The sequence below is a fragment of the Aquimarina rhabdastrellae genome (assembly GCA_947387485.1).
Lineage (GTDB): Bacteria > Bacteroidota > Bacteroidia > Flavobacteriales > Flavobacteriaceae > Aquimarina.
The window spans coordinates 70020-95303 of sequence record CANDNT010000011.1 but is presented as its reverse complement, the minus strand read 5'-3'; the positions used below and the strand labels follow the sequence as shown (position 1 = coordinate 95303).

Here is a 25284-nt window from a genome sequence, read left to right as displayed (position 1 = left end):
ATAATAGAAAACGCGAAGCATACCTTTTTTACTTGTTTATAACAGAATAATATTTGGAATATTGATAGGAATATTAGCAATCTATAAAATTGAAAATTATCCAATATGGATTGTAATATTAATGTCTTTAGGATTAATTACAGATATTTTTGACGGAATTATAGCCAGAAGAATGAATATTTCGACAGAGAAGCTTCGTGTATGGGATTCAAATGTAGATCAATTTTTTTGGATTGTGATTATCGTTTCAGTTTTCTATTTAAGAATTGATTTTGTATTAGCACATATGCTTTGGATAGGAAGTGTAATCGGATTAGAGTTAATGTCTTATGTTATTAGTTACATTAAGTTCAAAAAGACAATTGCTACACATTCAATATTAGCTAAGTTTTGGACGATTTCACTATTATGGTTTTTAATTGATTTAACTCTTAACGCTACAAGTCAAATACCATTTTTTGTTTGTATAATATTAGGGATAATATTGAGAATAGAAATAAACTTGATAATAATCAAATTAAAAAAATGGACAACAGACGTACCTTCCATTTTTGCAGTTTCAAAGATTAATAAAGGAATACCTATTAAAAAAAGTAAATTATTTAATAGTTAAGCATACAATCTGTAAGTCAAAAAGTATTAATTAAGGTAACACTTATGCCTATTACCATACGTATAATTGGAGATAATACTAAATAAGACATAAAACAGCATGAATTCATCAATTATGTATAGAGAGAATGGAGTTATAGGAGCATTGCTAGATATCTATAAAAAATCATTAAACGAGCTTAAAAATACAATAGAAGGGCTATCCCAACAAGAGTTAATTAATAGTATAGATACAAAAACAAATGATGAAGATTGTAGGTCTATACAAACAATTCTTACGCATATTGTTCAAAGTGGATATACTTATGTAATTGAAATAAGAAAATGGTTAGGAGAAGATATAGTGTATCAAGAAAAAAAGAGGTTAACTACAGTTAAAGCCTATAAATCGGCTTTGGATGATATGTTCGATTTTACAGAGCAATTATTTATTGAATATCCTGATATAGCACTTGTAACCTATGATATATCTAAAAAAATATATGTAAGATGGGGACAAATATATGATGTTGAACAACTAATGCAGCATGCAATTATGCATATATTACGACATCAAAGACAAATAGAAAAGTTTAAAAAAGAATTATCTAAAGAATAAATAATAAAGCAAATGAGAGCAGTTTTGATATTGATAATGCTTGGAATGTGCATTATGAGTTTTGGGCAAAGTTTAGAAAAGAGAGAAGTAGTAGGTAAGTGGATAACAGAAGATTTAGTAATTGATTTTGGTAACACAAAATCAAAAGACGAAAATGTTCTAAAAGAATTAAAAAAAGGCTTTCTTAAATCTGAGTTTGATTTTAGAGAAAATGGAAAGTTTTATATCAAGTTTCCATATGATCAACCATTTTTTATGAAAGAATTGGTCTTTCTAAATGATAAAAATTGGAAGGTAGAGCAGAATCAAATAAAAATAGGAACTCCAGAAGATGAGTATACATTAATGCATATTCTTTTTAAAAGGGTAAAAGGAAAAACATATTTCATTATTCCAGGAATGAAATTAGAAATGAAAAGGGAATAATAAATTAGGGCATTATCTAAAATCAAAAAACTGGGTAACAATTAATTTAATTAGAGTACGTAGTAATACAATTAAATTTTACTCATGAAAGAATACTTAAAGAAACTAATCATTTTTATAGTTATATGCGGATTTACTAGTTGTACATCTGGTAACGATAAACATATGGAAACAGTTAAGAAAAACTATAAGTCAGTAGAAAAATTATGGAATGATTTTCTAGAAAAAACACCTGATAATAAAATTAAAGAAATACCATTATCTTTCTATTTCTGTGATAATAAAAAGGATGCAGATGAGTGTGCTACATTAGTTGTTGAGGGTATAAAACAGGCGACAGCCAGTTCTTTATGGTGGTATGAAAAACATCAAGAGCCATTACCTAGAATAGGAGATCAATATGTAATAACCGATTGGGATGGTAACGCCAAAGCTATTATCGAAACAACAAGAGTAGAACAAGTACCTTATAATAAAATCACTGCTGACTTTGCTAGAACAGAAGGAGAAGGAGATAAATCTCTTGCTTATTGGAAAAGAGTACATGAGGCGTATTATAAAAGAGAAATGGAACCTTATGGAGATAAATTTGATGAGCATATGATTATTGTTTGTGAATATTTTAAGACGATATATCTCAGATAGAGCTGTATTGAAGTATGTAGATAGGCATGGCTTTTGTTTTAATTAAAAGATATAAGTTAAAAACTCGATATTTGACTTTAAAAGAATAAAAGAACTAACAAAACAAATATGTATTTAAACATCAAAGTTGTACTCTGTATTCTGATACTAGTATGTAATATAAAAGTAACTGAAGCTCAAGAATTAAATGCAAATCAAAAAGAACACGTCACGACTTTTATTCAGAATTTTAAAAATAAAGATATTGATGCTATAGCCAAAAATGTTACCTATCCATTAAGGCGAAAATATCCAATTGCAGCAATTAAAGATGAAAAAGATTTTATTAAGAATTATAAGCAATTATTTGATAGTGATTTAGAAAATAAAATTATCAATTCTGATTTAAATGCTGATTGGTCGACTGTGGGATGGAGAGGAATAATGTTTAATAACGGAGAACTATGGCTAGATTATGATGGAATCTTAATCGCGTTGAATTATCAAACAAAAGTAGAAGTAGACATAGAAGACAAATTAATAACTCAAGATAAAGAAGGCGTATATAAAACATTAAAAAATTTTGAAAGACCTGTTTTGATTCTAGAAACATCAAAATTTAGAGTTAGGATTGATGAGTTGAAAGATCGTAAGTATCGATATGCTTCATGGCCTATTACCTCAAAAATGACTGATAAACCCTCTTTGATATTATATAATGGGACTTTTGTTCCAGAAGGATCAGGAGGAAACCATAAGTATGTATTTAAAAATGGAAAATACAATTATGAGTGTTATATCAATGTACTTGGTACAAGTGATACACCGCCAGCTAATCTAATAGTATATAAAAGTGGTAAAGAGATTTTATCACAAAACGCTACATTAATTAAATAGTATAATAACTCATATTTATGAATTTAAATCAAATAACTGTTCCATCATTAAATGTAGAAAAGGCAATTCATTTTTATAAAAAATTGGGACTAAAATTAATTATCAAAGCATTACCACATTATGCTCGATTTGAATGTTTAGATGGAGGAGCAACGTTTTCTATCCATGAAGTTGAAGAACTCTCTAATGGAGAAGGAATAACTGTATATTTTGAGTGTGAAGATTTAGATAAAAAAGTAGAAGAATTAATAGATCAGGGAGTTGTTTTTGACGAAATGCCAAATGATAAAAGATGGCTTTGGAGAGAAGCTAGACTAAGAGATAAAGACGATAACAAGCTTATTTTATATTATGCAGGAGAAAATAGACTGAATCCACCATGGAGATTAAAAGAAGATGAATAAACCTATTTTATAATCATAAACGACTCCATAATTTTAAAGATTTTGCATTCCAATATAGATTACTCAATAACATTAAAATAACAACGATATACAACCACCAATTTTGAGAAGTATTTAAAAGGTAAGTAATAGCAAAAATAGCTAACCCACTACTATAAACGATGATATTGATCCATGCACGTTGTTTGTAATGTTTCCACAATAGGAAAAGACTACCGATAGAAAAAATAGCAAATAATGCATACTTCCAACTAGGATTATAAGACAGTGTATCCAAGCCTATAAAGCTAAAAAAAGAAGCATAAGCAGCCCAACATATCGGACATTTAGGAAATAAAAAGAATACGATAGCAGAAATGATATTAAGACCACTTAAACCTTTATTTTTTAGTGTAGGTTTTGACGAATTATGGCAAGAGCAAGATGTTTTCATAATGTAGTGTTGCGTTAAAAGAAAAGAGAACCTACTTGAAACTAAGCTCAAGTAGGTATTGTGGTATTAATTTAAATTGGTCAATGGTTTATTATCTTTCCATGAAGCTCTACCTAATAGCCAACTAAAATCTCCAGAAAGTTGGTCACCAGATATGAGTTTGTAATTGTTTGAATTAGGATCAAAAGAATATTTTTGATAAGCGCTAGCACTAGAATGACAACCAATACAACTCTCTGTACCAAAAATGGTAAGATCACTTACTGGATTATCTTCCATTAAGTTAGATGCATTTTGATTACCGTCCTGAAAAAAAGTTTCCATAGTGATATTAGTAAGTAAAGTAATATTAGGTTGTCCACCAGATTTATTATGTACAGATTGCGGTAAATGATAAGACGCTTCTTGATGCGAGGCAGGTTTGACATTTTGATGTAACGGATACTGTGTATCAATTAACTGGTAATATTGCCAAACACTATTATGTTTTTTAAAATAAGCTTGCATTTGCGTATTGAGCTGTTGTACACGTATAGGAATATCAACCATGCGTTTAGCCTGAGTTTTCATGACATCGGTATTGGTAAAATACTTATCGGTTAAATCCCCAGAAATAGTCCAATAGTTACCATGTTCACCTTTGTGATGAGTATATGTGGTGTTATTGTTAGAAACATCTACATTTACCGGACAAATCGCACAATTAGGATCAGTAAGTGTAGGGTGAATTACAGTCACTTCTGTTGCTTTTTTACCATCTTTAGTAACTTCTTTGGTAATGATATTTTGATCTAGATTATCAATATGTTCAAAAGTAGACCATACCCATTGCTTTCCTGTTGGCGTTTTTTGACTGATATGAAAACCAATCATACCTAATTCAGTTAGTTTCCAGTTACCATCTTTATCCTGTACATATCCCTCTTCTATATAATAACGATCTTTATGAGGGTAATTTTCTGGAAAAACGCGCCATGCAAATTTTATCTCAATAGCACCTAATGTATTAGAAGCATAATCTCCTTTTGGGAAATTGACATTCCCATCATCAGTATTTTTATTTTTTTGGTAATAAGCAATTTGTCCGTTGATATTGTACAATTCATTCTCAACGATATAATCAAATTCAGGTTTATTCATTAAAGCTTCATAAACAACGACATTACCCCATTGATCAAATAGCTTACCAGCAAAAGCTTGATCAACCTCATCTGCTACAGTAGCAGGATGAGTAGGTGTAGTGTTTCGTATTATTACGCGTTGAGTGTTTGTTATATTTTTAGGGAAATCTTGATCAGATAAACTAGGAGTACTGCCCCATGGAGTAGGTGCTTCTCCGTTTTTTCGGTACACTTGAAAAGCTTCTTTCCATTGTTGCCAAGCAGGAATTCCTTTATCATAAAAATACTTTTTAGGATTACCTTGATCATCAGTAGGCCAATTAATAGCAAGAAAAGCTTCCCAGCTATATTTATTAAACTCTTGATTGAGCTCAAAAATATTGTTTTCTTTTTTTAAACTCTTTTGTAATTCGGGATTCACATCAACAGGAATATCTGGAGAAATGCGAATAGGAGCAGGAATTTCTATATAAGTAGCATCATCATTGTTTTGTGCTATTTCTTTAGGAGTCTTTTTACAAGCTACATTTAATAATAGAAAAGCAGCGAGTATATAATGTAATTTAAAGTTCATGAATTAGAGTTTTTTTATGATTTGAAATTGTTGTTTGATCAAACTGTCGACGTTTCCAGAAGGGAGCTTCTACAAAGCGTTGTTCTTCTTTGTAATAAGCATGTCTTTTCTGTAAATAATTGTCAAAAAGCAATTGATGTAATTGTTTGTATTTTTGAAGACCAATCGAGTCGCCTTTAAAATGATCGATTATAGCATAAGAAGCATAAATGCTTGAATGCAAGGCTTTATATATTCCTAAAGAAGAAATGGGATCATAACTAGATAAAGCGTCACCTACAGCTAACCAATTTTTACCAATACACGAACTGAGTCGTTGTGTATGGGCAGCAACTAATTTGATCGGAGTCAACGGAGATGCATTAGAAATTCGTTGAGAAGTATATTTGGTATTCTCCAACGCAGTATTAAAAAAGATACTTTTTTTATATAAAAAGCGATTAGCTATATCTGCATCGGTCATGTATGAAACTACTAAGGTTTGATTAGGTAGAGTAGCACTATACCACCAACCATGAATATCTGTTTCTACACAAGTTCCTTTTCCTAATGGAGTCGTAGCAGTATTTATTCTAAAAAAACGATGTATACCAACTAGATGATCATCTTTTATTTTTTGTATGTGTTGTTGTGATGCAAAAACTGCTTTTTTACCCGTAGCATCAACTACAAATCGAGCAGTCAATTTACGCTCTCGATTACAGTGTAAATGCCATTGATCATTTGTATAATTACTATTAAGTATTGTAGTATCTTCAATAAAAGTAATTCCTCTACGAGTAGCTTGTAAATACATAAATTGATCAAAAGTAGCCCTATCTAGATGCCAACCATAACCAGCAGTAGAAAATAGGTATTCATTATGTCTAAGTGTAGCAGATCCCCAAGCCGCAGCCGTACCATAAGAGCGGATAAAGTTGCAGTTTAAGAAATCATCCCATAGCCCTAGAGTATTTAATAAAGATGATGATTGAGGAGGCAAGGTTTCTCCTATACGAAAAACAGTTGCGCTAGAATGTATCGTATTGCGTTCAATAATTGCGATTTGTAAACTTGGTTTTAGTTTTTGTAACGCAATGGCTGTGGCACAACCAGCTATGCCTCCCCCTATAATAACTACATCATATGTATGAGAAGATTTATCCATCTATATCATCTTGTTTTACTGCTATCCATTGAGCGACAACTCCGGCAGGAGCTGTAGATTTACCATTAGCACCTGTAGGATGTGGAATTACACGTACAATAGACCCTACTAATGCTGGACGTTGCTCAACACCATCTACCCAATTAGGAACAAAATACCCTAGATAGTTATAAAACCATTGTGCACCACCCACGATACCTTTGCCCTGAAACTGTAGCGTAAAAGGATTACCATAAGCGATACTACCTTTTAAATTTAATTCCCATCCAGGACCATAGATTCGTCCGCTTAGCGTTTGCATTGCTTCAGGTTTTATTTCGATAGTACCTTTACCAAACTCAAGAGCATTAAACTCAGTTTTAAGATCAGGATCACTTAAAAAACTGCGATATGTCCAATTACCCACTAAGATTTCTGGAACCTGTATATTTGATGTATTCATAAGAATTTAATTTTCTTCGTTAAACGTATGTCCTTTTATACGATCACCAGGCTGTTCTGGTTCCCCCAAAGCTTCATTATTGCGTTCTACTTGATAAAAGACACGATCATTACCACTTCCTTGTGTAGTTAAAAAACCAAGATCTTTCCATGCTTGTACCATTTGCAAATCCCCTGCATTATTCCCAGGTATTCCAGAAGCCCAATATACTTGTGGACCTTGAGGAGATTCAAATACCACTATAGGTCTATGAGCAGGCCACCAGGGTACGTTGTACGCAATCTTTTCTTGAGCAGGATCTCCCACAGAGTCTAAATGAATATTAACCCAATCATCATAAGTGATATTGATATCTTGTACTGTACACTCATGAAAATCTGCTTGCCAAGGAATACCGATATACTTTGTTAAATCACCAGGTTCTAAGCCTTGAGCAAGATTAGGAGAGTTATTAGGATCTACGACTATAGGTAAACTAAGTTGTCCAGGAATATAATTAGCGTGATTGATGCGATAAGGTTCGCTATAAATAGCGGGATTATTTACAATCCATGACAATTCACCTCCAGGACAAAACGGTCCACCTAATACATTGCCCAAAACACCACGATCTATCCCTACACCAGTAGTAGGAGGAGATGCCCAAGGATTATTACAATTAGGATTTTCTTCGCCCCATTCATCACATTCATTAACAAACTTACCATCTACCCATTGCTTTAAAAAGAAAAGTTGAGTAGGAGTCATCGATAAAAACTTATCAGGCACCGTGTTGTCTAATGGGTTATTACCACAGAGCATAGGCATTAACCTAGGTTTGTTAAAGCTTTTATTGGTATTGTTTTGTACTTCAAAAACATTGCGTTGATGTGTTTGTCTCATAATGCTATAAACAAATTCTCTATAGCGTTTACAAGGATCTTTTCCGTTTATAGGTACTTGCCCTAGAACAGCAGCATTGAGATTACCTCCAGTACCTCTGTTATGTGGATCACTTCCAGAGAAATTATCAAAATCATAAGAAAAACGATAATCATTAGGTCTACGGAAAATAGGCCAGATGTCTCTATAAAATTTAGGAAAGTAATCTGGATTAAAATGCGCTTGATTTTTCCAGAGCCTTAACTCTTCTGGATTACTAGGACTATTCGATTTTTTGTCAAAAGGAGCGACTCCATAAATAGTAGGTCTATAAGCCATTTCTCTAACAAAGAGGTCAAACATATTTTCGTCCATAGTAATCATGTCTTCCATTTCTGGAGCATACCTAGGATATCCTACGACTACCCACGCAGGAACCTGTACATCCATAGTTCCTTTTTGTTTTTTGACAATGGGTTTATCACCGTCAAATATGGTTTCTTCATATTCATACTCAATAGAAGCGGTTACAGGACCATCAGAAATATCGTCAAACCAACCATCATTATTTACAAAATTGGTAATAACAGGTTGTTTTGTAGAACCAGAATTACCTTCACCTCCCAATACGATTAAACGAATGTGATTATCCTGTTCGTTAACCATAACGCTTCCTAGTGTATCAATAGGATTAGGTTTGATGTCTTTGGGCGGAAATGTTTGCGGATAACTAACTTTACGAAATTTACTATTATCCTTTTGCTTAAGATCAGAATCAAAGCGAGCAAAATGCCCTAAATGATGTTTCAAATTCACTGTTAAAGGACCTGGATCAATAATAAGTTGTCTGCGAAGATCAGGTTGTGTTACTTCTGGATTTCGTAAAGGATGATCAGGAGCATAGCCATGTAATCCTTGAGTTTGTTTAAACGCATACCAAGACGCCTTTTTGTTGGCAAGATGTACAGTCCAATTGATATCGGTAACAGTCCCTTGAACTGTAGTAGGAGCGGTGATAGAAGAGATATTAACAAAGTTATAGGTATGTCCTTTTAAAACCTCTGTCCCTTCAGTATCATTTTCATCTTTATAGGCAAAGATTTTAAAACGAGCGGCTTGTTTTCTTATTTTGGATAAATCATTTTCATCTTTAAAATTAGCAACACGCACAGGATTACCATCTTTATCAAAGGTTTCGCGTCCCATTTCGTCACATTCAATTGGGCGAGCTCCTGGTTGTTCTGGCGCTAAGTAAAAATTATCTTGGGCATTACCTAATCGAGCAATACCTATACTAGGATGTATTTTAAAAGTAGTGTTATGTGTACTCATGATATTTAGTCAAAAAAGGTTAGGGATACGCCATCTATATATAAAGCATTATCAACAGCTTGTCCGTCGATACCTATAACAACTAATTGTATAGTAATATCTTTGGCACCAGCATTTAAAACACGTGCTACTGCAGCTGTAGCATCAATTTTATAATTACGAGGTTCGTGATGATGTAATGGACGTAAATCGTTGGCTCTTGTTTTGCTTAACGGAAGGTCACAATGACCAGGACCACCATAGCAAGTACCGTGAAAAGTACTGAGTTCTTCAACAAAATTTGGATTGTTTAATGTAGGTGTATCTACTGAAGCTTCAGGGGTGTTAATGAAGATGCGTATATATACATTGTGAAGATTACCTCTACGTACACGGTGAATTTTTATTTCGGCTTTGCGATGTAAATCTAAAGTATTTGAAGAAAAAGTCTTTTTATCTGAATTAAATTTCTGTAAACCTACATCATTATGTACATCATAAAAGACAGTATCTCTCATATAGGTATATCCTAATTGCTGTATACTCATAGTATCTTGTACCGTAAGTGACCATGGTGCCAATGCACCATTCATTTGTTGAGGAGTACCATTATGGCGCTCTTGCCATTTTGCCCATAAACGATCCACATTAGAGTGATGTGCCCAGAAAATAGGATCAAAAGCAGTGATACGATTATCAGTCATCCATCCAAAAGGAGGATTTTCTATACTTTGTGGATTAGGCGGATTTAATCCTAACTTTTCGTAGACTGCAACCCATTCTTTTGCTGAAGCGAAAGTCGCATTAGGATTAGGAAAAAATGGATTTGTTCCACCAGAAAAATTATGCATACCATTATGTACTTTTTCTAAAGCGCCAAAATGGTGATCATAAGTTGGGCCACCTCCAAAGTCTGACCAATTATCCAGAGCCAATAAATTATCTATATCTCCTGGAGTAGGATATTGAGTAGGAGACATCATCGCACCAGGCCATCGATTAGGAAACCACAATGGATTGGTTTTTCTCAATACTCTGTAGATTGCTCTAATTTTATTACTCCACGTAGCGACACCATTAAGATTAATGATTTCATATGGAATGCCTGCAGCCTTTAAAAACCGTATTCCAGAATTATAAATAGTTCCTTTTTTAACGATTTTTTCTAAGGCAGCAATCTCTTTGGTATTAAGATTAGCATTAGGATCATCTTTTAGAGTATCTAAGCCTTTTTGTGTTAAATAACAACCATAAGCTTCAGGTAAGACCCCAAGATCAGGTTGTAAATTATTAAAAGAAGTACGATTAACATCACTATAATCTGTCCATGACCAATACGGTAAGGTAATACTAGGATCATAATCTTGTAATGTTTGTTCAAAGAAATAAAGATACAAACGATGCCAAGGTAAAAATTGTTCCCAACCATGCTGACAAGAATCGGTGTGTATACGAGCCCAATGATCATAACTGCGTTCGTCTTGTAAAAAGTTGTTGTATTGATACATACAATTGATCGCTTCTCTAAGCGTATCCAATTCCTCTTTGGTAAGAGAACTAACTTCTTTACGCACGTGTAAATCTTTACAACGTTGGGTATTAAAATTAGTTTTTTCGGTAGAAACCGTATGTAAACTTTCGCCTCGAGCTAGTGACGCTTTAAGATTAGAAAGTTGTACTGCTTTTATCTGTATTTGTTGTTTTTCTTTGTCTTTGCTTTTGTCCTCCTCAACAGGGCAATCTGCATCAATCCAACTCGCTATTATTGCAATTTGATCAGGAGTAGCTTCATAAGCAGCATCCCATAATAACTTAGGGAAAATAGAACCATCAAAAGGAGGTAATCCTTTTAGTCCTCTAATAATAGCAGAACGATCACTGCGTTTTGAAGTTTCTATAGGAGTACTACTTCCTCCAGATCCACCAGATGGCCAGCAATCTTTGGGATCACTTTGCGATAATCTAGGACTAGCAGCTATACCTTCTGGAGCTATAGGAACTGCCTGTATCGTATTAGCATCTGTATCCTCACCACAACAATTTGAAGGAGTTGTGGGTTGAGGTGGAGCCGTGTTTTTTGAACCACAACAACTTGTAGTTTGTGTTGTGGTTGTATCCTCTTTGGGAGCGATTAAACGTTGTCCATATAAATAAGCAGTTTGAAAGGTATCAGGATCAAGCCAGAAGGCATGTAATCCTTGGTAACTAGGTACATTTTTACCTTGTAAAGTATTTAAGATATCCTTTACCTGCTCATACAATGGTTTTTGTTTACCTTTTTTTGACATAATAATAAGAGTTTTTCTTTATTAGAAAAGAGTATGAGATTTGCTTCTTACTCAAATATCCAAAAAAGCTTAAGCATGGATAAGCGTATAAATACCTGTTTTTTAGGTTATTGTTTTTGTTTGTAAGTGGATTGATAATTAAGCTATAACAAAAGCGTAATCACCTTGTGGATTTCCCATTTTTTTAACCATTAAAAATTTTAAGAAAAAATTAAGCAATTGATAAATATCATTTTATAAGAGGGAATATAAGTGAACATTTGTACTATAAAATTTTAACAAAGAAAACCGATAAAGAAGGCGAGGATAGGAGTAGATAGTATAGTTATCGCTTGTTAAAATTCAGAACTTGAATAGTAACAAAATATAGTTTGATATGAGAAAGCTGATCAAATTTCTGACCCCTCCAGAACAATGGCGAGTACCAGCCTTTGTATTATTAGGAGCTTTCTGCGGACTTTCTATTTATACGCTTATTGAATCCAAAGCGGTATCGTATTTATCAGATGATCCTAAGACCTGTGCTAATTGCCATGTAATGACACCTCAGTACACGACATGGAGTAATAGTTCGCATAGAGAATGGGCAACTTGTAACGATTGTCATGTACCGCAAGATAATGTTGTAAAAAAATACGCTTTTAAAGCCCAAGATGGATTTAATCATGCAAGTGCTTTTTTACTGCGCAATGAGCCAGAGGTAATCAAGATGAAAGCAGCAGGAAATGAAGTAGTGCAAGACAATTGCATTCGTTGCCATCAAAATCAGGTGACTGATGTAAAGCTATCTGGATGGGTAGCCAATCACAAAGAGAGTAGAACTACTCGCAAATGCTGGGAGTGTCATCAAGAAGTACCACATGGTAGTGTACATAGCCTTTCTTCTACCAAGTATTATGGTAAGATACCTTCAGAACATCAAGAGACGTTACCAGAATGGCTAACCAATATGCTAACCGAAGAGCAAGAAGAAAAAGAACAGAAAACTGAAACTAATAAACAGAAACAAGAAGATCATGAGTAGTAAAAGAAAACCCTGGATGAATTGGATGTTGTTCCTAGTCTCCTTAGTCGTAGTGTTTTTACTTGGGTTAATGGTATCTTCTATTACTGAGCGTAAAATGGAAGCTCAATTTGCCTATACCCCTCAAGTAGAAATTAATGAATTAGAACCAAGAAACGAAGTTTGGGGAAAGAATTTCCCAAGAGAATTTCAATCGTATTATAAAACAGCAGATACGAGTTTTAGATCAAAATACAATGGTAATGCTGTTATCGATATGCTAGAAATAGATCCACGTTTGGTGGTATTATGGGCAGGATATGGTTTCTCCAAAGATTATACCCAAGGTAGAGGACACTATTATGCTATCGAAGATCTACAAAACTCATTACGTACAGGAGGCCCTACTGGGCCAGATGATGGCCCTATGCCAGCGACATGTTGGACGTGTAAATCTCCAGATGTACCTAGAGTAATGAATGAGCATGGTATCGAAGAGTTTTACAAAGGAAAGTGGTCACGATTAGGTAGCGAGATTGTAAACCCTATAGGTTGTGCAGATTGTCATGATGCTGAAACAATGAACTTAAAAATTACACGACCTGCATTGATAGAAGCTTTTGAGCGTCAAGGAAAAGATATCACCAAAGCTTCTCATAACGAAATGCGTTCACTAGTATGTGCACAGTGTCACGTAGAGTACTATTTTGATAAGAAGTTGCCTGGTAAAAAAGGTACTCCATACTTAGTATTCCCTTGGGATGGAGGACAGAATGTAGAAGCTATGGAAGCATATTACGATAGTATCCAGCATGTAGATTGGACACACAAATTGAGTAAAGCACCAATGCTTAAAGCACAACACCCAGGGTATGAAGTATACAAAATGGGTATACACGGTAAACGTGGCGTATCATGTGCAGATTGTCATATGCCATATAAGACAGAAGGTGGACAAAAATTTACAGATCACCACATCCAGTCTCCATTAAACAATGTAGCAAATTCATGCCAGGTTTGTCATAGAGAAGAATCAGAAACTTTGATGGCTAATGTATTTGATAATCAAGATAAGATTATCGAAAACAGAGATAAACTTGAAGAATTATTAGTAAGAGCTCACGTAGAAGCAAAACAATGTTGGGATCTAGGAGCTACAGAAGAGCAGATGAAAGACATTTTACAAGACATACGTCACGGGCAATGGAGATGGGATTATGCTGCTGCATCACACGGTGGTTCGTTTCATGCACCAGTTGAGATTGGACGTGTGATTTCTAAAGGTATCGAAGTGACACAAGAAGGGCGTATCAAATTAGCTAAATTATTAATAGCACTTGGTTTTGAAGGAGAGGTACCTTATCCACCAATTAAAACCAAAAAAGAAGCTCAAGAATTTATAGGCTTACCTATGGAGAAACTTGAAGCAGAGAAAGAAAAATTTAAAAAAGAACTATTACCTCAGTGGACTGCAGAAGCAGCAAAGAGGGAAGCTACTTATGACAAATAAGACATAGACGGACTCTGGTGGGTTAACGACCGTTTAGCTTATTTAAATGGAGCTAGTTTATATAGGGATTGTTTATTTAACGCTGTGACAATCCCTATATTTTAAAAGAAAGAAGAAGTGAATAGCATAGTGTAGTTGAAGAAAGAAGATGATAAATGCTGTAAGAGATACTAAGATTACACGAAAGAAATTATTGAATATGAATACACTACCCCATAATAAAAAAGCATTATGGGAAACTCCTTGGGGATACTCAGAATCCTTTATCATAGGTTTAGGACTGATCTTTACGGGTTTTTTAATGGAACTGATGATCCCGACTCATAATGCTTTAATACTTAAATTTCCGTATAATTTATATGCAGTTTTAGGTTATGTTGCCATTTTGTTTATTGCATTTAAATGGTGTTCAAACCTACAATTAGTACGCTGGATGACTAAAGTTCCAGCATCTATTAGCAGCATAGTTTTAGTCACCGTTATGGTGATGCTCATGGGAACTTTTCCGCAAGTACCCTCAGAAAATAAATGGATTACTGCTTTAGGATTAAACCATATCACCACACACTGGAGCTTTATTTTAATCCTAATGTTGTTTTTAAGCTGTTTAGGATTGGTAACTATTAAACGCGTATTGCAATTTAAATGGAAGAATACAGGGTTTATTTTAAATCATTTAGGACTTTTTCTAGCTCTAGTAGCCGGAATGGTAGGTACAGGTGATTTACAACGATTAACATTAGATACGTATGAAGGAAAACCTAGTTTAATTGCTTATGATATAGACGGGAAACAAGTCGAATTGCCTTTTGCTGTATATCTTAAAGATTTTAAAATGGAAGAATACCTACCTAAGTTGGCTTTGGTAGATAATGAAGAAGGAAAGATAGTACACAATAACGGAAAGAATTTATACCTAATAGAAGAGGGAATTACATATCCTTTTGAAACATACGAAATAGAAGTTTTAACGTTTTTGTCTTCGTCTGGAAGAGTTGCTAATGGGTATCAATTTGTAAATGAAGCAGGTTCTCCTCCTTCGGCTCAAATTAAAGTAACCAATAAACAAACTAAAGAAGAAATAACAGGATGGATTTGTAGCGGAAGTTTTAGACATCCTTATGAAGCTTTAAAAATTAATGACGAACTCTCTGTAGTGATGACCATACCCGAAGCTAAGAAATTTGCATCGGATATTTCGCTCTTAAATCCGGATGGAAGTAGAGAAGAAGCTGTACTCGAAGTAAACAAACCACTAGCATATCAAGGGTATAAACTCTATCAATTGAGTTATGATGATCGCATGGGTAAATGGTCAAATTTAAGTGTGATCGAACTGGTAAGAGATCCGTGGTTACCCGTTATTTATATCGGAATTTTTATGATGATTATAGGAGCGGTATATATGTTTTGGACAGGAAGTAAAATTAATAAAGAAGAGGCCTTATGACTTGGATAGATTTTCCTTTATACAGTATTATCATAGTGTTACTATGGTTTATTGGGTTCGTATTTTTGGCAACTAGTTATAAAAAAGAGCAATTAACAACTGTAGCTATCCTTGCATTTGTAGCAGGATGGGGAGTATTATTATATTTTGTAAAAGAATTATGGATAGAGTTACAACGACCACCTATGCGTACTCTAGGCGAAACTCGATTGTGGTATGCCGTATTTTTACCCTTGGTAGGAGTAGTAACTTATTATAGATGGAAATACAAATGGTTTTTAGGCTATAGTATAGGTATGGCAGGAATGTTTTTGATTATCAATTACCTCAATCCAGAGACGTATTCAAAAACCTTAATGCCAGCATTACAAAGTCCATGGTTTATCCCTCATGTATTAGTGTACTTATTCTCTTATGCAGTATTAGCAGCATCTAGTATAGTAGCTCTTAAAGCAATGTGGGATATGTATAAAGGTACATTCTCTATGAATGCATTACGTCTTGCAGACAATCTAGTTTATATAGGATTTGCTTTTTTAACTTTAGGATTACTCTTTGGAGCCTTATGGGCAAAAGAAGCTTGGGGACATTATTGGACCTGGGATCCAAAAGAAGTTTGGGCGTTTTTAACCTGGATGGGATATTTGATATACATACACTATAGGTATTTTCATCCGCATAAAAGCAAACAAGCGATACGTATATTGGCTTTAGCCTTTGTAGTCTTAATTATATGCTGGTTTGGCGTTAATTATTTGCCAGTAGCAAATACCAGTGTACATACCTATACACAATAAAACTAACAAAAGAATAAACATAGCTATTTCATAATCCTTTCCCAAAAGAAGAAGTATGTTTTGCACTGCTTCTTCTTTTTTAATGAGTTTATAAGTTAAGAGTGATTAGTAACGAGAGATAAGTTGGGTTGAATCAAAAATGTAAAACGCTAAATCTAAAATTTAAAAGGATTCTTAATCTAAACTGGATAACGAATATAATTGTAGCCTGAGTTTATCGAAGGCTATCACTCTTCACTCTCCACTCTTCACTGAAGACTCAATACTCTTTAATTACGACTTATCACTAACTACAAATCCCGTATAAAATCAAAGGTTTATACACTATAAGATGTCATAAGAAATGAGTAACTTTAAGTATCGAATTAAAAACAACATAAAAGAATCTGAGTTTGATGATGTATGGTTTTTTTGAGGTTTTAGTTATTATAATAGAAATGCAGTATATCAGGCTCAGATTTTTAATATGAAGAAAAAGTAATTAAAAAAACTGGTAAAAAAGTTTTGTAAGAAAGTGTCCAAACAAGATGCATTTGCTAAATTAGAGTATAAAAACAAAATAGCAATTACATTAATGGAAATCAAAACAGCCAAAGTACTTATTACTGGAGGAAGTACAGGAATAGGTTATGAAACTGCAAAATTACTTAAAGAAAACGGAGCAACAGTCTTTATTTGTTCGCGTACAGCTCAATCTCTAGAAAAAGCAATAACTACACTTAATGTTTATGGTACTGTAGCCGATGTCTCAAACGAAGAAGATGTAGCGCGATTAATAGATGAAGCCATTGCAAAAATGGATGGACTCAATGTGATTATCAATAACGCAGGAATAGGGAGAATGGCATCCTTGACAGATACTACCATAGCCGATTTTAAAGAAGTATGGCAAACCAATGTTTTAGGATCTTTTCTGGTTGCCAAATATGCAGCAAAACATTTTATCCAACATAACTATGGAAATATCATTAATATAGGATCTACAGCCGCTCAAAAAGGATTTGCAGGAGGAACAAGTTATGCCTCAAGTAAGTTTGCCGTATCCGGAATGACACAAAGTTGGCAAGCCGAATTAAGAAAACACAATATACGTGTCATGCAGGTTAATCCTAGTGAAGTCATCACTCCTTTTCTAGAAAAAATCGACTATACCACAAAAAATCCCGAAACCAAACTAAAACCTACAGAAATAGCACATACCATATTATCGATGTTAGCAATGAACGATGTAGGTTTTGTCAATACCGTTACAGTTTGGGCAACAAATCCATAAAAAAATAAGGTGTTTACGGAAAACCGTAAAATAGAGAGTCTAGAAAGGAATAGTTTTATTAAAACTATTAATGTAAAATATTTTAGGTATGGGACATACCTTTAAGTAAAGAGATATAAACATATTTTAAGAATGTGAATTCATTAACTACTTTACTTATAATTATAAAAAAGTGAATGAAAATAGAACTTGTAGATTTAAAATTAGCTTATCGTAAGTTGAAGAGTTATTATTATTATGATAATTTTTCATCATTTGTAAGAATAAAATTAGCTGAGTTTGAGAATAAAGAAAGTATAGAAAATAAACTAACTAGATTACAAGAAAAACTTAACAGTTCGACTGAAGGTGATATAAGTGAATTCTTAAATGAAATGAAAGTTATTGAGATTCCGAAGTCTTATGGGAATAAATATACTTATTCTACAAATAATCAGATCATTTCTAATCGTTCAGCAAATTTACCATTTAAACTAGAGGATACGAATTTCATTTTAGATGCGCCAATTGAAATTCATTTAATTTCTATTTTATGGATTATAAAAGAAGGTTATCAATTACAAGAATCATATGATAGATATAATTATGGTTATAAATTATCTTTAGATGATAGAGGTGAAGTAACTAAAGGATTAAGATTATACGATAAATACTTTAATAATTATCAGAAATGGAGAGATAACTCGATAGAAACAGCAAAATCATTATTAACAAAAAAGCAAGATGTAACAATAATTCAATTAGATGTAAAAAAATATTTTCATAATGTTTCTTTAGATTTTAATAATATAAAAGAAAAAATTTCAACTAAGAATATTTTTTTTACTGAATTACTTGAAAAAATTCATATTAAATATTTTGAATTACTCAAGTTAAAAACGCAAGATTTTTCCTCTAAAAAAGAAAAATTATATCCTTTACCAATAGGATTACTCTCCTCTGGTATTCTGGGTAATTGGCATCTAGACAATTTTGATAAAAAAGTTTCAAAAAAACTATCTCCTGCTTTTTATGGTAGATATGTTGATGATATAATAATAGTTTTAGCTAATACGCAAATTCAAAGAGGTCATGATGAAAATGAAGATTTAAATAATTTTATTAAGGAATATTTTATTGACAAAGATTTGTTTAAACCTATTCAAAAAGAAGGGTATTTACTTAAATTTTGTCAAAATAATGATCTTGAAACTGATAATTTATATATTCAAGAAAATAAATTATCTATTCTTGAATTTAATCATAAGGAATCTTTCGCAGCATTAAACAATTTTGTAAAAAAATTAAAAGAGACAAGTTCTATTTTTTGGTTATTGCCAGAAGACGAGAAGGATAGTCAAGATTTTGATAAAAGCGCTAATGATTTGATTTATACAGATTCAATAAATAAATTAAGAAGTTTAAATAATATTTTACCTAGTAAGTTTGGAGCTTCTGTTTTTCTTGCTAAACGAATTTTAAGTAGCCTATTAGCAGATGAGGAACCTAATGAAAAAACTGACGAGCAAATATTAACTTTTTTTAAGGGTAAATTATCTTTAGAGTTTTATCAGTTATGGGAAAAAGTTTCTACTTATTTCGTTATAAATTACAAAAAGAAAGAGTTTTTTAAGTTTATAGATTTATGTAAAAAAGCAATAGATGAATCTTTTATTGAAAATAGGAAAGAAGATGTAAAAGAGTTTTTATTGAATCATTTGAAATATTGTATTTCAATTTCTGTAGCATTAATACCCAGTTTTTTATTTGAAAAGGATTCCTATCTAGAGAAAAAGATCAAATTAATTTTTGAAAAGAATATTATTGAGTATCTTATTAATAAAACTAATTTATTGAGAGAATCCAATTTGATTAGACATAATTATATTAGTTTTCCATTATTGAATTTCACTAGATATTCATCAGAATTTAATTCTCCATTTTATAAACCATTAGTTTTTAAGAATGAAATAAAATTAATAGAGAAAGAATTGAATCTTAAAAATATTACTATAGATAAACATAAAGCTGAGTATTCACCTAGATATATAAATTTTTTCGAATGCAATATTCATAAATTTTTCTCATCTCTCATAACTAAAGATGAAATTGAACCTAATTCTTCACAACATCTTTTAGAAGAAAGTTATAAGTTATATTACAAAATCAATTATGAGCATAGAACTGATTTAACGAATGATTTTGAAGAGAAACATAAATCAAAATTATTTGAAATTGTTGATAATAAGGGTAATGAAAGAATAATTGGAGTTAATTTAAAATCTATACCAAAAAATAGATTTTCAATAGCAGTAGCTAATCATAAAATTCATAATACAGAAATTGAAAATTCAATTAAGAATAAACTTATTTTTTCAAATGTTAAAAAAAATAATCTAGTAAGAATATTAAATCAAACAGAAGAAGAAAAAGCAGATATTCTTTTACTACCTGAAATAACAGTTCCCTTTAAATGGCTTATTAGAATTTCAGATGAGTCTAGAAGGAAGCAACGCGCTATTATTGGTGGTTTAGAACATTTTTCAATTAATAGATATTGTTATAATTATTTAATTACTATTCTACCTATAGAAATTAATAATGTTAAGGAATGTATTATTATACCTAGATTAAAAAATTATTATTCTCCCGAAGAGGATTTATTAATTAAAAGTATTAGACATAGAGTACCTTCAAATAATATGAATTTTTATAATCTTTTTAAATGGAAAGGATTAAGTTTTACTGTGTTTAATTGTTATGAATTAGCTTCTGTTCAAGATAGATCCTTATTTGTATCTAAAGTAGATGCAATTTTTGCTTCTGAATTTAATAAAGATTGGAAATATTTTTCAAATATTGCTGAATCAATATCAAGAGATGTACATTGTTATTATATTCAATCAAATACTTCAGATATTGGAGATAGTAGAATAATTCAGCCTACAAACTCAAATGATAAAGATATTTTGAGATTAAAAGGAGGTAATAAAAGTTCTGTTCTTACAGGAACAATAGACATTGATAAATTAAGAAACTTTCAAGAAAAAGAATATTTTAAACAGAAAGAATTAAAAACTTTTAAGCCTACACCTCCTCTATTTAATAAAGAAAATGTTAACAAAAGATAAAATCAAATATTATGCTATTAAATAATAGTTCTCTTAAAAAAGGTAAAAGAATCAGTTAAAGAAATTCAAGATTGGGTTAAATCTACATTCAATCAAAAATATAAAATCTAACAATTACTAATAAAAACTATTCCGGCTTTGGAACTCCGTATTTTATAATTAATAAGGATATTCCAAAGCCAAGAAATAGAAAACTATCAAAATCAATATTAAGATTCAGATAATGGTCTTAAAAAAATAGCTTCACGTATCACTTGCCAGCGATCATCTTCAAAACGGAGTTCTATATTGCATAAGAGTAGCATTTCCTCACCATTCATTCCGCTGTGTTTTCTAGTCAATACACAAACAGCCGAGTTACCCAATATGTGGAAATCATGCCAATCTGCCCAGGTGTTAAGTTGTGTTTTTCCTTCTTGAGCTTGCTTTGCAAAATGAGCTTTGAATTCCTCTTTAGTATAGGTAGTTACTTTTCCATCTGGCATTACTAGTGTTGTATGAAAATCGTTGTGATAAATCGTATCTAGTGCATCGATATCAAAATTGGTGGCACGATCTATAAGATGATCCATGGCTTGACGTATAGCTTCTTTTGTATGCATTTTTGATTGTCCTTGTATGTTAGATGTATTCATCATGGTAAAAAATGTTAGTAGTATTAAACAAGCGTATTGTAAACGTGTCATTGATTTAAAATTTTATCAATTATAATGTTACTACAAAGATGCTGTGATTACGCTAGTAACTGCCTACCAACTCTTTATTAAGATGTACCATTTTGATAATCTAATCGATACGCTATAGGAGTAAGCCCAGTTTTTTGTTTAAAAAACCTAGAAAGGTGATTGGCTTCAGAAAAATGAAATTCATGTGCAATTTCGGATATGGTTTTTGAAGAATGAATAAGCTTCATTTTAATTTCGAATAATAATCTCGATTTGATAAATTCTGTAGCAGTTACATTAAACTGCGCTTTGACAGCTTTATTAATAGAAATTCGACTAATATTCATTAAAGCAGTATAATCTTCGACCCGTTGATGACAAGAAATATTTTCTTCGACCAATTTTCTGAATTGATAAGCCGTATTATCCAAAGCAATAGCTTCTTTTAATGCATTTGTTTCAGAATAATGACGATTTAAGGCTATAAGAATATAATATAAAAGCGAACGAATTAGATGTACGCTATCATTTTTGGGTGTAACCAATTCTCTTTTTATTTCTTTTAGTTTTACTAAAGTATCGTTTAAGTAAGATGCAGATATAGATAGGGTTAACGGATATTTTGTTTGGTAAAAATAGAGTAATCTAAAAATAAAATACTGATCAGAAAAAAAGTTGTTTAAGAAGTCATCTTGAAATACAAGAAGTTGTCCTTCTATAGTTGAAAAATCACCATGCCATGAATGATGTTGATGCTTGGAGATAAAAACAACAGTATTAGGTTCTAGGGTAATGACTTCGTCATTTAATTTTAGAAAACCACTAGCTTTTTTAATAAAGTAAATTTGAAAGTAATCGGCAGATTGCGTTTCTGAGTTAAATTCAAAAGCACAACCTGACTGAAAATCAATAACATTGAGTAAAAAGTTTACTCCGCAAACAGTTTTATCAAACTTGATATAATGCATTTTCTATACTTTTATTTAAGATAAACTATTTTTAACGATAACCAAAATAGGTACTAAAGCTTCTTTTATAAAGAGTTATAACGATAAGGTTTCGCCATCTTTAGGAATTGTTATAGCAACATGAGCTTCTTTAGCTTTTTGCTTTAAAACTTCACGAGTAGTTTTACAATGGTCTAGTGCTTCCATATGTACCGCAATGATTTGAGCTTCTGGAGCAAATTTAGCCAAAGCTATAGCATCCATTTCGTCCATAAGGATTTTTGCACCACCCCATTGAGCACCACCAGTATTCATGACGATAATATCAGGATTATAGGTCTTGATTGTATTTTTAATTTCGTCATCAAATAAACAATCACCAACGATATATACAGTAGGATGGTTTGCTGCTTGTAAAACAAAACCAGAAACCTCACCAAGAGCTTCGATAAGTTGATCTGGACCGTGTTTCCCTTTGGTTCTTATAATAGTAGTGCCTTTATACGTTTGTTTATGATCAATTAAAGTGATGTTTTTAAAAGGGCTTTCTTCAAAAGTTTTCTTATCAAAAGCTTGTCCAAATAACGGAAGTTCGGGATTTAATTGGGTTTTGGCACCTTCGTCAAAATGGTCAAGATGAGTATGTGTAACCAATAGCGCATCTACACCTTTTGTGATGTTATCAATAGGCAAGGGTAAATCAATGGTAGGGTTGAGGTTTTTATTAGGTACTACAAAAGACATAAAACTGTTTTTGGGAGATAAAGAAGGATCTACAAGAAATGTAGTACCATTATAATCAAGTTTTAAAGTAGCATTTCTAATAAATTGAAGCCGTACTTTTTTTGTATCTGTTTTTTGCGAAATGATACATGACGACAAGGTAATTATAGCAATTACGGATAAAAATATTTTTTTCATTGTATTATACTTTTTTGATAATGCAAAGGTGATTTTTTTGGAGCGATAGAGACCTACCAATCATAAATAAAGGTATACCATTTTGATAACGTAGTCTTTTTTGTTTTAGAAATGGGCTTACTTTTTTGAACGATAACCAAAGTTTGTTAGCTGATGTAGTATCGTTATATTTGTTTACGATGAATTAGATTAGAATATAGTTTATTCAGTCTAAAGTAAATAAACTGATAAGAACATAAGCATTATAACAAATGATGTAAAAGCTTAATTTAAAATTACAACATGCTTGATTTTTATTTAATAAAAGACAATCAATCAAAACCCAACTCACCTAAACAAGCTGATTTGATGTATTTATCAGGAGTTGACGAAACTAGCTTTAATAAGCTTATTAAGAAAGGAATTATAGCTGCAAGGTTTGATTATTATTCAGATTTTAGATGGAGTACCAAAATGATACAGCAAATGTATTCAAAAATAATGGAGAGTAATCTTATAGGTGATGAAATCGATGTTTTACAGAAGATTCTTGATAGGGCTATTTTATGTAATGAAGGAATAATAGCATATTGTGATTGAAAATTAAAGAGCTATATAATAGTATAAGTTATGACTCCACATAAACAATTAAACCTAAGACAATGTCATCCCGAATACCAACGTTATTTAGATTTTAATGAAAAAGAATCTAAAAGAGTACGTAATACCTATACCTGTTTTTTGAATAAAAAATATGGTGAGGACGAATTACAAACGATAGATATTTTTCCGTCAAAAGTAAAAAACGCTCCGATATTGATATTTATACATGGTGGGTATTGGAGAGGACTAGATAAATCGAGTTATAGTTTTATAGCAGAGCCTTATATACAACATAATTTTACAGTATGTATTGTGAATTATAGGTTGATCCCAAAAGTAAATATGGAAACAGTTTTGCTGGATATAAAAAGTGCAATGCATTGGATTATAAAAGAAGCTGCTACATATAATGGGGATTCGAATCAAATAATTCTTACAGGACATTCAGCAGGTGGTCATTTGACATTGATGACCTATTTAATGAATGAAACATTAAGACCACATATACAAGCTATGTGTAGTTTAAGTGGACTTTTTGATTTGCAACCTATAAAGGATAGTTACCTAAATGATGTATTAGATTTAAGTGAAAATGATGTAGAAAGTTTTAGTGTTATAAATAAAAATTTATCGGTAATTAAGTGTCCAGTACTGTTAAGTGTTGGAACTAAAGAAACTGAATTGTTTATTCATGAATCTAAAAGATTATACACTAAAAACAAAACTATAGCAACTCTAGCGTATTATGCCTATGAAGAATTAAATCATTATCAGATTATTCACAAATTAGGAGATAAAGAAAGCTTTTTTGTAAAGTATATTTTGGAAAAAATAAAAGATAAAAAGCTTAAAACAAAAACCACATGATTATGTGGTTTTTATATAATTAAGATTTCCTAGGCATAGACCAGGTATGACATTGAATTTTCCATAACCCATCTTCCAGAATCCAAATAACAGCATAAGTTCCTTGTCCCAAAGTTTTTTTAGTAAGAAGATCAACATCTTTAAAAATACCTTGCTCATAAGCTAGTGTTTCGCTCATAACAAGTGTAGTAGGTTCAAATAAAACAGCTACTTTACCTAATCCACCTTTCATAAATTCTAGAACATTATCATTTCCGTGAACTGTTGGTTTATTAGGCGGAAAAAGTATAGCATTTTTAGCATAAACTGCTTTAAAACTTGTGGCTTCGGCTTTCATCCAAGCGTCTGTCCAAGATTGCATAGTGGGAGTTTGTTGAGCCATCATCAGATTGAAAGTTAAAATTGTTAAGATTAAAAAAGA

General features: G+C 32.0%; 24 protein-coding genes. 14 read left to right on the top strand and 10 right to left on the bottom strand.

Annotated elements, in window-relative coordinates; genetic code table 11:
* The first annotated feature begins 19 nt into the window (after positions 1–19).
* From ACYEKI_RS15570 to ACYEKI_RS15545, 6 genes are all read left to right on the top strand, one after another.
* Positions 20–613: a CDP-alcohol phosphatidyltransferase family protein gene (locus ACYEKI_RS15570; RefSeq protein ID WP_459212157.1), complete on the top strand. Its 594-nt coding sequence runs from the start codon at positions 20–22 to the stop codon at positions 611–613.
* 99 nt (positions 614–712) lie between these two features.
* Positions 713–1210, top strand: coding sequence for a DinB family protein (locus tag ACYEKI_RS15565; RefSeq protein WP_459212126.1), 498 nt, complete (start codon positions 713–715; stop codon positions 1208–1210).
* A gap of 12 nt (positions 1211–1222) precedes the next feature.
* Complete coding sequence (locus tag ACYEKI_RS15560; protein ID WP_459212125.1) at positions 1223–1636, top strand: hypothetical protein; 414 nt, start codon at positions 1223–1225, stop codon at positions 1634–1636.
* A gap of 84 nt (positions 1637–1720) precedes the next feature.
* Positions 1721–2281 (top strand): ASCH domain-containing protein, encoded by a 561-nt coding sequence (locus ACYEKI_RS15555; RefSeq protein ID WP_459212124.1) that lies wholly within the window; start codon positions 1721–1723, stop codon positions 2279–2281.
* Positions 2282–2389: 108 nt separating this feature from the next.
* Positions 2390–3157 (top strand): hypothetical protein, encoded by a 768-nt coding sequence (locus ACYEKI_RS15550; RefSeq protein WP_459212123.1) that lies wholly within the window; start codon positions 2390–2392, stop codon positions 3155–3157.
* Between the two features lie 17 nt (positions 3158–3174).
* A complete protein-coding gene (locus tag ACYEKI_RS15545; protein ID WP_459212122.1) occupies positions 3175–3561 on the top strand; it encodes a VOC family protein in 387 nt (128 codons plus the stop codon).
* 13 nt (positions 3562–3574) lie between these two features.
* On the opposite strand, the gene ACYEKI_RS15540 is transcribed toward ACYEKI_RS15545, so the two are convergent.
* From ACYEKI_RS15540 to ACYEKI_RS15515, 6 genes are all read right to left on the bottom strand, one after another.
* Complete coding sequence (locus tag ACYEKI_RS15540; protein WP_459212121.1) at positions 3575–3994, bottom strand: hypothetical protein; 420 nt, start codon at positions 3992–3994, stop codon at positions 3575–3577.
* A 66-nt stretch (positions 3995–4060) separates the two neighbouring features.
* Complete coding sequence (locus tag ACYEKI_RS15535) at positions 4061–5689, bottom strand: hypothetical protein (protein WP_459212120.1); 1629 nt, start codon at positions 5687–5689, stop codon at positions 4061–4063.
* Positions 5679–6836 carry an NAD(P)/FAD-dependent oxidoreductase gene (locus ACYEKI_RS15530; RefSeq protein WP_459212119.1) on the bottom strand — a complete coding sequence of 386 codons (1158 nt, stop codon included), beginning with the start codon at positions 6834–6836 and terminating at the stop codon, positions 5679–5681. The genes ACYEKI_RS15535 and ACYEKI_RS15530 overlap by 11 nt, the downstream gene beginning before the upstream one ends.
* On the bottom strand, positions 6829–7278 hold the full coding sequence (locus ACYEKI_RS15525; protein ID WP_459212118.1) for a hypothetical protein: 450 nt from the start codon (positions 7276–7278) through the stop codon (positions 6829–6831). The genes ACYEKI_RS15530 and ACYEKI_RS15525 overlap by 8 nt, the downstream gene beginning before the upstream one ends.
* Before the next feature lie 6 nt (positions 7279–7284).
* Positions 7285–9471 carry a LodA/GoxA family CTQ-dependent oxidase gene (locus tag ACYEKI_RS15520; RefSeq protein ID WP_459212117.1) on the bottom strand — a complete coding sequence of 729 codons (2187 nt, stop codon included), beginning with the start codon at positions 9469–9471 and terminating at the stop codon, positions 7285–7287.
* A 5-nt stretch (positions 9472–9476) separates the two neighbouring features.
* Positions 9477–11738 carry a tyrosinase family protein gene (locus ACYEKI_RS15515; protein WP_459212116.1) on the bottom strand — a complete coding sequence of 754 codons (2262 nt, stop codon included), beginning with the start codon at positions 11736–11738 and terminating at the stop codon, positions 9477–9479.
* Between the two features lie 376 nt (positions 11739–12114).
* On the opposite strand from ACYEKI_RS15515, the gene nrfH reads away from it, so the two are divergent.
* The 6 genes from nrfH (at position 12115) to ACYEKI_RS15485 (ending at position 20881) form a co-directional block, all read left to right on the top strand.
* Complete coding sequence (gene nrfH / locus ACYEKI_RS15510; RefSeq protein WP_459212115.1) at positions 12115–12762, top strand: cytochrome c nitrite reductase small subunit; 648 nt, start codon at positions 12115–12117, stop codon at positions 12760–12762.
* Positions 12755–14251: an ammonia-forming cytochrome c nitrite reductase gene (gene nrfA / locus ACYEKI_RS15505; RefSeq protein WP_459212114.1), complete on the top strand. Its 1497-nt coding sequence runs from the start codon at positions 12755–12757 to the stop codon at positions 14249–14251. Before nrfH ends, nrfA begins: the two co-directional genes overlap by 8 nt.
* Positions 14252–14450: 199 nt before the next feature.
* Positions 14451–15701 (top strand): cytochrome c biogenesis protein ResB, encoded by a 1251-nt coding sequence (locus tag ACYEKI_RS15500; protein WP_459212113.1) that lies wholly within the window; start codon positions 14451–14453, stop codon positions 15699–15701.
* Positions 15698–16498, top strand: a complete 801-nt coding sequence (ccsA, locus tag ACYEKI_RS15495; protein WP_459212112.1) for a cytochrome c biogenesis protein CcsA — start codon at positions 15698–15700, stop codon at positions 16496–16498. Before ACYEKI_RS15500 ends, ccsA begins: the two co-directional genes overlap by 4 nt.
* Positions 16499–17012: 514 nt before the next feature.
* Complete coding sequence (locus ACYEKI_RS15490) at positions 17013–17771, top strand: SDR family oxidoreductase (protein WP_459212111.1); 759 nt, start codon at positions 17013–17015, stop codon at positions 17769–17771.
* A 176-nt stretch (positions 17772–17947) separates the two neighbouring features.
* Positions 17948–20881 carry an RNA-directed DNA polymerase gene (locus ACYEKI_RS15485; protein WP_459212110.1) on the top strand — a complete coding sequence of 978 codons (2934 nt, stop codon included), beginning with the start codon at positions 17948–17950 and terminating at the stop codon, positions 20879–20881.
* A 209-nt stretch (positions 20882–21090) separates the two neighbouring features.
* Here ACYEKI_RS15485 and ACYEKI_RS15480 read toward each other — a convergent pair whose 3' ends face one another.
* The 3 genes from ACYEKI_RS15480 to ACYEKI_RS15470 all read right to left on the bottom strand — a co-directional run bounded on the left by ACYEKI_RS15480 (position 21091) and on the right by ACYEKI_RS15470 (position 23414).
* Positions 21091–21519, bottom strand: a complete 429-nt coding sequence (locus tag ACYEKI_RS15480; RefSeq protein ID WP_459212109.1) for a nuclear transport factor 2 family protein — start codon at positions 21517–21519, stop codon at positions 21091–21093.
* 125 nt (positions 21520–21644) lie between these two features.
* Positions 21645–22514, bottom strand: coding sequence for a helix-turn-helix domain-containing protein (locus ACYEKI_RS15475; RefSeq protein WP_459212108.1), 870 nt, complete (start codon positions 22512–22514; stop codon positions 21645–21647).
* A gap of 75 nt (positions 22515–22589) precedes the next feature.
* Entirely contained in the window at positions 22590–23414 is an 825-nt protein-coding gene (locus ACYEKI_RS15470) for an MBL fold metallo-hydrolase (RefSeq protein ID WP_459212107.1), read from the bottom strand.
* 282 nt (positions 23415–23696) lie between these two features.
* On the opposite strand from ACYEKI_RS15470, the gene ACYEKI_RS15465 reads away from it, so the two are divergent.
* Both ACYEKI_RS15465 and ACYEKI_RS15460 read left to right on the top strand, forming a co-directional pair.
* On the top strand, positions 23697–23993 hold the full coding sequence (locus tag ACYEKI_RS15465; protein ID WP_459212106.1) for a hypothetical protein: 297 nt from the start codon (positions 23697–23699) through the stop codon (positions 23991–23993).
* Positions 23994–24023: 30 nt separating this feature from the next.
* Positions 24024–24863 carry an alpha/beta hydrolase gene (locus ACYEKI_RS15460; protein ID WP_459212105.1) on the top strand — a complete coding sequence of 280 codons (840 nt, stop codon included), beginning with the start codon at positions 24024–24026 and terminating at the stop codon, positions 24861–24863.
* A gap of 19 nt (positions 24864–24882) precedes the next feature.
* Here ACYEKI_RS15460 and ACYEKI_RS15455 read toward each other — a convergent pair whose 3' ends face one another.
* Positions 24883–25248, bottom strand: a complete 366-nt coding sequence (locus ACYEKI_RS15455) for a YybH family protein (protein ID WP_459212104.1) — start codon at positions 25246–25248, stop codon at positions 24883–24885.
* Between the last annotated feature and the right edge of the window lie 36 nt (positions 25249–25284).

Coding starts and splice junctions, on each gene's coding strand:
- ACYEKI_RS15460 (WP_459212105.1), top strand. CDS start 24,024: ATGACTCCACATAAACAATTAAACCTAAGACAATGTCATCCCGAATAC.
- ACYEKI_RS15525 (WP_459212118.1), bottom strand. CDS start 7,278: ATGAATACATCAAATATACAGGTTCCAGAAATCTTAGTGGGTAATTGG.
- ACYEKI_RS15485 (WP_459212110.1), top strand. CDS start 17,948: ATGAAAATAGAACTTGTAGATTTAAAATTAGCTTATCGTAAGTTGAAG.
- nrfA (WP_459212114.1), top strand. CDS start 12,755: ATGAGTAGTAAAAGAAAACCCTGGATGAATTGGATGTTGTTCCTAGTC.
- ACYEKI_RS15470 (WP_459212107.1), bottom strand. CDS start 23,414: ATGAAAAAAATATTTTTATCCGTAATTGCTATAATTACCTTGTCGTCA.
- ACYEKI_RS15500 (WP_459212113.1), top strand. CDS start 14,451: ATGAATACACTACCCCATAATAAAAAAGCATTATGGGAAACTCCTTGG.
- ACYEKI_RS15530 (WP_459212119.1), bottom strand. CDS start 6,836: ATGGATAAATCTTCTCATACATATGATGTAGTTATTATAGGGGGAGGC.
- ACYEKI_RS15555 (WP_459212124.1), top strand. CDS start 1,721: ATGAAAGAATACTTAAAGAAACTAATCATTTTTATAGTTATATGCGGA.
- ACYEKI_RS15465 (WP_459212106.1), top strand. CDS start 23,697: ATGCTTGATTTTTATTTAATAAAAGACAATCAATCAAAACCCAACTCA.
- nrfH (WP_459212115.1), top strand. CDS start 12,115: ATGAGAAAGCTGATCAAATTTCTGACCCCTCCAGAACAATGGCGAGTA.
- ACYEKI_RS15475 (WP_459212108.1), bottom strand. CDS start 22,514: ATGCATTATATCAAGTTTGATAAAACTGTTTGCGGAGTAAACTTTTTA.
- ACYEKI_RS15480 (WP_459212109.1), bottom strand. CDS start 21,519: ATGATGAATACATCTAACATACAAGGACAATCAAAAATGCATACAAAA.
- ACYEKI_RS15550 (WP_459212123.1), top strand. CDS start 2,390: ATGTATTTAAACATCAAAGTTGTACTCTGTATTCTGATACTAGTATGT.
- ccsA (WP_459212112.1), top strand. CDS start 15,698: ATGACTTGGATAGATTTTCCTTTATACAGTATTATCATAGTGTTACTA.
- ACYEKI_RS15455 (WP_459212104.1), bottom strand. CDS start 25,248: ATGATGGCTCAACAAACTCCCACTATGCAATCTTGGACAGACGCTTGG.
- ACYEKI_RS15515 (WP_459212116.1), bottom strand. CDS start 11,738: ATGTCAAAAAAAGGTAAACAAAAACCATTGTATGAGCAGGTAAAGGAT.
- ACYEKI_RS15520 (WP_459212117.1), bottom strand. CDS start 9,471: ATGAGTACACATAACACTACTTTTAAAATACATCCTAGTATAGGTATT.
- ACYEKI_RS15565 (WP_459212126.1), top strand. CDS start 713: ATGAATTCATCAATTATGTATAGAGAGAATGGAGTTATAGGAGCATTG.
- ACYEKI_RS15540 (WP_459212121.1), bottom strand. CDS start 3,994: ATGAAAACATCTTGCTCTTGCCATAATTCGTCAAAACCTACACTAAAA.
- ACYEKI_RS15560 (WP_459212125.1), top strand. CDS start 1,223: ATGAGAGCAGTTTTGATATTGATAATGCTTGGAATGTGCATTATGAGT.
- ACYEKI_RS15535 (WP_459212120.1), bottom strand. CDS start 5,689: ATGAACTTTAAATTACATTATATACTCGCTGCTTTTCTATTATTAAAT.
- ACYEKI_RS15545 (WP_459212122.1), top strand. CDS start 3,175: ATGAATTTAAATCAAATAACTGTTCCATCATTAAATGTAGAAAAGGCA.